We start from the raw sequence: 6971 nt of genomic DNA, 5'->3' as shown, positions 1-6971 counted from the left end.
CAGCTCACCCAAACCCAAGACACACAACAAGAAACGGGCCGCCGCTGACACGACGGCCCGCTAAGGAAACTCACCTGACGTTAAAACACCAGGTGCACAAATGCGCCGTTCATCGAGATCAGGACGGGGTGGAGCGGGCCCAGGCGAAGGTGAGTTCCACGGCCCGCTTCCAGTTCGCGTACTCGTTCTCGCGGTGCTGGGGGTCCATCGACGGGTTCCACCGCGCGGCCAGGTGCCAGTTGCGGCGCAGTCCCTCCAGGTCCGGCCAGTACCCGGCGGCGAGGCCCGCGGCGTAGGCGGCGCCCAGCGACACGGTCTCCGCGACCAGCGGCCGCATCACCGGGATGTCCAGCACGTCCGCGATGAACTGCATCAACAGGTGGTCGGCGGTCATCCCGCCGTCCACCTTCAACACCGGTGTGGGCGCGCCGAGGTCGGCGTTCATCGCGTCGACGACCTCCCGCGTCTGCCACCCGGTCGCCTCCAGCACCGCCCGCGCCAGGTGCCCCTTGTTGATGTACGAGGTGAGCCCGACGACGAGCCCGCGGGCCTGCGCGAGCCAGTGCGGCGCGAAGAGCCCGGAGAACGCCGGCACGATGTAGCAGCCGCCGTTGTCCTTCACCGTGCGCGCCAGCGTCTCGATCTCCGGCGCGCTGTGGATCAGCCCGAGGTTGTCGCGGAACCACTGCACCAGCGACCCGGCGACGGCGATCGAGCCCTCCAGCGCGTACGCGGGTTCGCCGCCGATCTGGTAGCCGATCGTCGTCAGCAACCCGTGCTTGGACCGCACCAGCTCGGTGCCGGTGTTCATCAACAGGAAACCGCCGGTGCCGTAGGTGCCCTTGATCGAGCCCTTCTCGAAGCACGTCTGCCCGAACAGCGCCGCGTGCTGGTCGCCCAGCGCCGCCGTGATCGAGATGCCCGGCACGACCCGCGTGGTGCGCCCCGAGATCTCGGTCGAGGGCCGGATCTCCGGCAGCATCGCCGCGGGCACGCCGAAGAACTCCAGCAGCATCGGGTCCCACTGCCGCGTGCCGAGGTTCATCAGCATGGTCCGCGACGCGTTGGTCACGTCGGTGACGTGCAGACCGCCGTTCACGCCGCCGGTGAGGTTCCAGATCAGCCAGGTGTCCATGGTGCCGAACAGGACGTCGCCGCGCTCGGCCCGCGACCGCAGCCCGGCCACGTTGTCCAGCATCCACCGCAACGACGGCGCCGAGAAGTAGGTCGCGAGCGGCAGGCCGCAGCGTTCGCGCACCTCCTCGATGCCCGGCTGCTTCTCAAGGGAGGCAACGAGGTCCTCGGTGCGGATGTCCTCCCACACGATCGCGCGGCCGACCGGGACACCGGTGTGGCGGTCCCACAGCACGAACGTCTCGCGCTGGTTCGTGATCCCGAGCGCGACGACCTGCTCGGCGGTGATCCCCGCCTGCCGCAACGCCTGCGGCATGATCCGGTCGACGTTGCGCCAGATCTCCACGGCGTCCTGCTCCACCCAGCCCGGCCGCGGGTGGTACTGCCGGTGCTCGCGTTGCGCGACCGCGACCAGACGGGCGTTCTGGTCGAACAGGATGCAGCGGGTCGACGTGGTGCCCTGGTCGATCGCCATCACGAAGCGCTGAGCCATCAGGACTCTTCCACTAGTGCGCCGGTCACCGATTCGGCGGCTTGGAGGACTTGGCGGACAAGGGTGGCGCGCGGACGGCCGGAGGGCTCGCACAACCGGTCCACGGCACCGGAGATCCCGATGGCGCCGACGACGAGGCCGCCGGGGATCCGGATGGGCGCGGCGATGCTCGCCTCGCCCGGCATGTACTCCTCGGCCTCACCCGCCCAGCCCTGCGCGCGCACCTCGGTCAGCACCCGTTCCAGCGCCTGGGCGCGCGTGATCGTCCTGCGCGTCAACGACGTCAGCTCCCGCCGGCGTGCGGCCGCCGACAGGTCCGGGTCGTAGGCGAGCAGCACCTTGCCCAGTGCCGTCGCGTGCAACGGCAGCATCGCACCGATCCCGAGCGTTTGCACCGAGTCGTCCGGGCGGAACACGTGGTGCACGACGAGGACGGCGCCGTCGTGGTGCATGCCGATCCGGACCTCCTGGCCGCTGCGGGCGGCCAGCGTGTCGGCCCAGTTGATCGAGCGGGAGCGCAGCTCGTTCGCGTCGAGATAGGACGTGCCCAGGTGCAGCAGGGCCGCGCCGAGCCGGTAGCGGCCCGTCGCCGGGTCCTGCTCGACGAACTCGACCCGTTGCAGCGTGCGGAGAATCCCGTGCGCGGTGCCGCGCGCGAGACCGAGCGAATCGGCTATCTCCGTGAGGCCGTGATGGCCGGAGCCACGCGCCAGGAGCCGCAGCACGGCTGCGGCTCGTTCGATCGACTGGATGGGTCCCGGCACGGCGGCAAACGTAATTGAGACGACCCGTGTCGGCAATGTCGAACAGCTCCCCGCGTCGCCTGACCTGGAGAACCGGCGGAAAACCGCTGGAAGAGCGACGTTTTCGCGCAGAGTGACCGAGTGGTCACAACGGTGCACCCACCTGGTGTCGACATTGTCGAAACGCACCCGTTGAGCAGGCGTGACGCCGGTCATTACGTTCCGCGTCAATCACCAGCGGGTGATCAGCCGTTCAAGGACGAATGGGAGGCCAGCGTGGGTCTCGGGTCAGTGTTCCTCAGCGAGGTGCTCGGTACGGGCGTCCTGCTGTTGCTGGGTGCGGGCGTGGTGGCCAACGTGCTGCTCGCCAAGTCGAAGGGGCTCGACGGCGGATGGCTGTTGATCAACTTCGGCTGGGGCCTCGGTGTCTTCGCCGGTGTGTACGTCGCCTACAAGTCGGGCGCGCACCTCAACCCGGCGGTGACCGTCGGCATCCTGACCAGTGGCGCCGCTGAGTACGCCCCTGGTGTTCCGGTCAGCGCGGGCTCCACGATCGTGTACTTCGCCGGTGAGTTCCTCGGCGCGTTCCTCGGTGCGGTGCTCGCGTGGCTCGCCTACAAGCCGCACTTCGACGAGACGCCCGACGAGGGCCTCAAGCTCGCCGTCTTCTCCACCGGCCCGGCGATCCGCAGCTACACCTGGAACCTCGTGTGCGAGGTCATCGGCACGTTCGTCCTGGTCTTCGTGATCCTCGCGTTCGGCAAGACCCCGACCCAGATCGGCCCGCTGGCCGCGGCGCTGCTGGTCGTCGGCATCGGCGCCTCGCTCGGTGGCCCCACCGGCTACGCGATCAACCCGGCTCGCGACCTCGGTCCGCGCATCGCGCACGCCCTGCTGCCGCTCTCTTACAAGGGCACCGACGGTGAGGCCATCGGCAAGAAGGACTCCGACTGGGGCTACTCGTGGATCCCGGTCGTCGGCCCGCTCGTCGGCGGTGCCATCGCCGGCGTCGTCGCCTCGCTCGTGTTCTGACGCGTGTTCTGACCATCCCGAAAGGACAAACTTCGATGACGCAGTACGTTCTCGCCGTCGACCAGGGCACGACCAGCACGAGGGCCATCATCTTCGACCACAGCGGCTCCATCGTCGCCGTGGGCCAGAAGGAGCACGAGCAGATCTTCCCGCGGGCCGGCTGGGTCGAGCACAACCCGGTCGAGATCTCCGAGAACACCCGGTTCGTGATCGGCCAGGCGCTCGCCGCCGCCGACCTCAACACCGGTGACCTCGCCGCCGTCGGCATCACCAACCAGCGCGAGACCGCGGTGGTGTGGGACCGCAACACCGGCGAGCCCGTCTACAACGCGATCGTGTGGCAGGACACCCGCACCCAGGCGATCGTCGAGGAGCTGGGCGCGCTCGGCGGCGGTGCCGAGCGGTACAAGACCAAGGTCGGTCTGCCGCTCGCGACCTACTTCTCCGGCCCGAAGATCCGCTGGATCCTCGACAACGTCGAAGGCGCCCGTGAGCGCGCCGAGGCCGGCGACCTGCTGTTCGGCAACACCGACACGTGGACGCTGTGGAACCTCACCGGCGGCCCCAACGGCGGTGTGCACGCCACCGACGTGACCAACGCGTCGCGGACCATGCTGATGGACCTCGACACGCTGCAGTGGGACGCCGAGATCGCCGCCGAGATGGGCATTCCGCTGTCCATGCTCCCGGAGATCCGGTCCTCCTCGGAGGTCTACGGCAACGGCGGCCCCGGCGGGGTGCTCAAGGGGGTGCCGATCGCGGGCATCCTCGGCGACCAGCAGGCCGCCACGTTCGGCCAGGCCTGCTACGAGCCCGGCACCGCGAAGAACACCTACGGCACCGGCAACTTCATGCTCCTCAACACGGGCACGGAGAAGGTCGCGTCGAAGAACGGCCTGCTGACGACGGTCTGCTACAAGATCGGCGACGAGGCCCCGGTCTACGCCCTGGAGGGCTCGATCGCGGTCACCGGCTCGCTGGTGCAGTGGCTGCGCGACAACCTCGGCATCATCGGCTCCGCACCGGAGATCGAGACGCTGGCCCGCTCGGTCGAGGACAACGGCGGCGCGTACTTCGTGCCCGCGTTCTCCGGCCTGTTCGCGCCGTACTGGCGGGCGGACGCGCGCGGCGCGGTCGTCGGCCTGACCCGGTTCGTCAACAAGGGCCACCTGGCCCGCGCCGTGCTGGAGGCGACCGCGTTCCAGACCCGCGAGGTCCTGGACGCGATGAACGCCGACTCCGGCGTGCCGCTGACCGAGCTGAAGGTCGACGGCGGCATGGTCGCCAACGAGCTGCTGATGCAGTTCCAGGCGGACGTGCTGGACGTGCCGGTGGTCCGCCCGGTCGTCGCCGAGACGACCGCGCTCGGTGCCGCGTACGCCGCCGGTCTGGCCGTCGGCTACTGGTCCTCTTTGGACGAGCTGCGCGCCAACTGGGCCGAGGACAAGCGCTGGACGCCGTCGCTGCCCGCCGAGGAGCGCGAGCGCGAGTACCGCAACTGGAAGAAGGCCGTCACCAAGTCGTTCGACTGGGTCGACGCCGATGTCCGATAAAAGCCGACGTTCGTTGAGCTGGTTCTTCTTTCTTAGGAGCTGAAGTTGTTCGCGAGGCTGGATCCGGCTCGGCGTGCTGACTCGGTGCGTTCGTTGGGCTCCGCGGAGTTCGACGTGCTGGTGGTCGGAGGTGGTGTGGTCGGCGCGGGCGCTGCTCTGGACGCCGCGTCGAGAGGCCTCTCCGTCGCGCTGGTCGAGGCACACGACTGGGCGGCGGGCACGTCGAGCCGGTCCAGCAAGCTCGTCCACGGCGGGCTGCGGTACCTGGAACAGCTGGAGTTCAAGCTGGTCCGGGAAGCTCTGAAGGAACGCGGGCTGCTGTTGCGCCGGCTCGCACCCCACCTGGTGCGGCCGGTGCCGTTCCTCTTCCCGCTTTCGAAGCAGTGGGAACGCGCCTACGTCGGCGCTGGTGTGTTGTTGTACGACACGATGGGTGGCGCCGGTGCGGTGCCGATGCACCGGCACCTGTCCCGCAACCGGATGGCTCAGGTCGGGCCGTCGCTCGACGTCACGAAGTTCGCCGGCGCGATCCGGTACTACGACGCGCAGATGGACGACGCCCGGCTGGTCCTGACGCTGGTGCGCACCGCCGCCCAGCACGGCGCCACCGTGGTGTCGCGGGCTCGGGTGACCTCGCTGGTGCGGTCCGGCGGCCGGGTGAGCGGCGCGCTGGTCGAGGTCGACGGCCAGACGGTCGAGGTGCGCGCGAAGCGGGTGATCAGCGCGACCGGGGTGTGGACCGACTCGCTGAACTCGATGTCGCCCGGCACTCCGCCGTTCCACGTGCGGATGTCCAAGGGCGTGCACGTGCTCGTCGACCGCTCGAAGATCGACCTGGACGGCGGGCTGATCACGCGGACCGAGAAGTCGGTGCTGTTCGTGATCCCGTGGGGCGCCTACTGGATCATCGGCACGACGGACACGCCTTATGACGGCGATCCCGCTGCCGTCGCTGCTACTTCTGAAGACGTTTCCTACATCCTCGACCACGTCAACGCGGTGCTGCGCACTCCGCTGTCCGTTGATGACGTCGTTGGTACTTATGCGGGTCTGCGGCCGTTGCTCGACGGCGCTTCCGGCGACACGGCGAAGCTGTCCCGTGAACACGCCGTGGCGCAACCGGAGCCGGGCTTCTTCGTGATCGCCGGCGGCAAGTACACGACCTACCGGGTGATGGCCGCGGACGTCGTGAACTCCGCGGTGGCCGGTCTCGGTCGCGCGGTCGCACCTTCGCTGACCGCCCGGCTGCCGTTGTGCGGTGCGGTCGGCTACCACGAGCTGTGGGCGGACCGGGCTCGAGTCGCCGCCGAGTCCGGCCTGCCCACGTCCACCGTGGAGCGTCTGCTGCAGCGCTACGGCTCGGCCGTCTCGGACGTGCTCGCCCTGATGGCGCAGGATTCCTCGCTGGCAGAGCCGGTCGCCGGCTACCTGGCGGCGGAGATCGTCTACGCGGTCACGCACGAGGGCGCTCTGGACCTGGAGGACGTGCTGGCGCGGCGCACCCGCATCGCGATGGAGCACCTGGACTTCGGCGCCTCGGTGGCGGACCGGGTGGCCGACCTGATCGCCGGACCGCTGGGGTGGTCGGCCGCCGAACGCGACGCGGCGGTCGAGGCCTACCGCACCAGTCGTGAGCTGGCGGCGAGATGAGATGGACAGCGCGGAGCTGATCGAGAGGCTGCGGCGGGAAGGCGGCTTCCGCCTGTTACCGCTGCTGGGGAACACCGGGCAGGTCGCAGGGGTGCACCTGACCCGGTTCCTGCCCGGCGGGCACCTCGACGTGATCCAGGCCTGGGACGAGCGGTGGGCGGCCTACGCGCGGCTGCCCGACACACTGGACACGCAGGCGCCGTTCCTCGGGCCGGTCGGCGGCGGGGTGGTCCGCAGCGGCCCGTTCGCCCGCATCGTCGCACCGCTGCTGCCGTTGCAGCCCGGAATCGTCGGTGGCGCCGAGTAGGTTGAGATGCAGGGGTTTCCGTCGCTCAGGAGGTGGGTGTTGGGGGCGGGGAAACAGCC

General features: G+C 69.5%; 6 protein-coding genes. 4 read left to right on the top strand and 2 right to left on the bottom strand.

What is annotated here, in order from left to right; all coding sequences use genetic code 11:
- Nucleotides 1-118 precede the first annotated feature (118 nt).
- Nucleotides 119-1627, bottom strand: a complete 1509-nt coding sequence (gene glpK / locus ABZV40_RS46140; protein WP_355456474.1) for a glycerol kinase GlpK — start codon at nucleotides 1625-1627, stop codon at nucleotides 119-121.
- Nucleotides 1627-2391: an IclR family transcriptional regulator gene (locus tag ABZV40_RS46135; RefSeq protein WP_355456473.1), complete on the bottom strand. Its 765-nt coding sequence runs from the start codon at nucleotides 2389-2391 to the stop codon at nucleotides 1627-1629. Before ABZV40_RS46135 ends, glpK (ABZV40_RS46140) begins: the two co-directional genes overlap by 1 nt.
- A gap of 255 nt (nucleotides 2392-2646) precedes the next feature.
- On the opposite strand from ABZV40_RS46135, the gene ABZV40_RS46130 reads away from it, so the two are divergent.
- The 4 genes from ABZV40_RS46130 to ABZV40_RS46115 all read left to right on the top strand — a co-directional run bounded on the left by ABZV40_RS46130 (nucleotide 2647) and on the right by ABZV40_RS46115 (nucleotide 6912).
- Nucleotides 2647-3402, top strand: coding sequence for an MIP/aquaporin family protein (locus tag ABZV40_RS46130; protein WP_355456472.1), 756 nt, complete (start codon nucleotides 2647-2649; stop codon nucleotides 3400-3402).
- 35 nt (nucleotides 3403-3437) lie between these two features.
- Nucleotides 3438-4955, top strand: coding sequence for a glycerol kinase GlpK (gene glpK, locus ABZV40_RS46125; RefSeq protein WP_355456471.1), 1518 nt, complete (start codon nucleotides 3438-3440; stop codon nucleotides 4953-4955).
- 84 nt (nucleotides 4956-5039) lie between these two features.
- A complete protein-coding gene (gene glpD, locus ABZV40_RS46120) occupies nucleotides 5040-6605 on the top strand; it encodes a glycerol-3-phosphate dehydrogenase (protein WP_355456470.1) in 1566 nt (521 codons plus the stop codon).
- A complete protein-coding gene (locus tag ABZV40_RS46115; protein WP_355456469.1) occupies nucleotides 6586-6912 on the top strand; it encodes a hypothetical protein in 327 nt (108 codons plus the stop codon). The genes glpD and ABZV40_RS46115 overlap by 20 nt, the downstream gene beginning before the upstream one ends.
- Nucleotides 6913-6971: the final 59 nt, after the last annotated feature.

The organism is Lentzea sp. NPDC004782 (assembly GCF_040609115.1).
Lineage (GTDB): Bacteria > Actinomycetota > Actinomycetes > Mycobacteriales > Pseudonocardiaceae > Lentzea.
The sequence above is the reverse complement of the archived record's forward strand: the minus strand, read 5'-3'. Positions and strand labels throughout refer to the sequence as shown.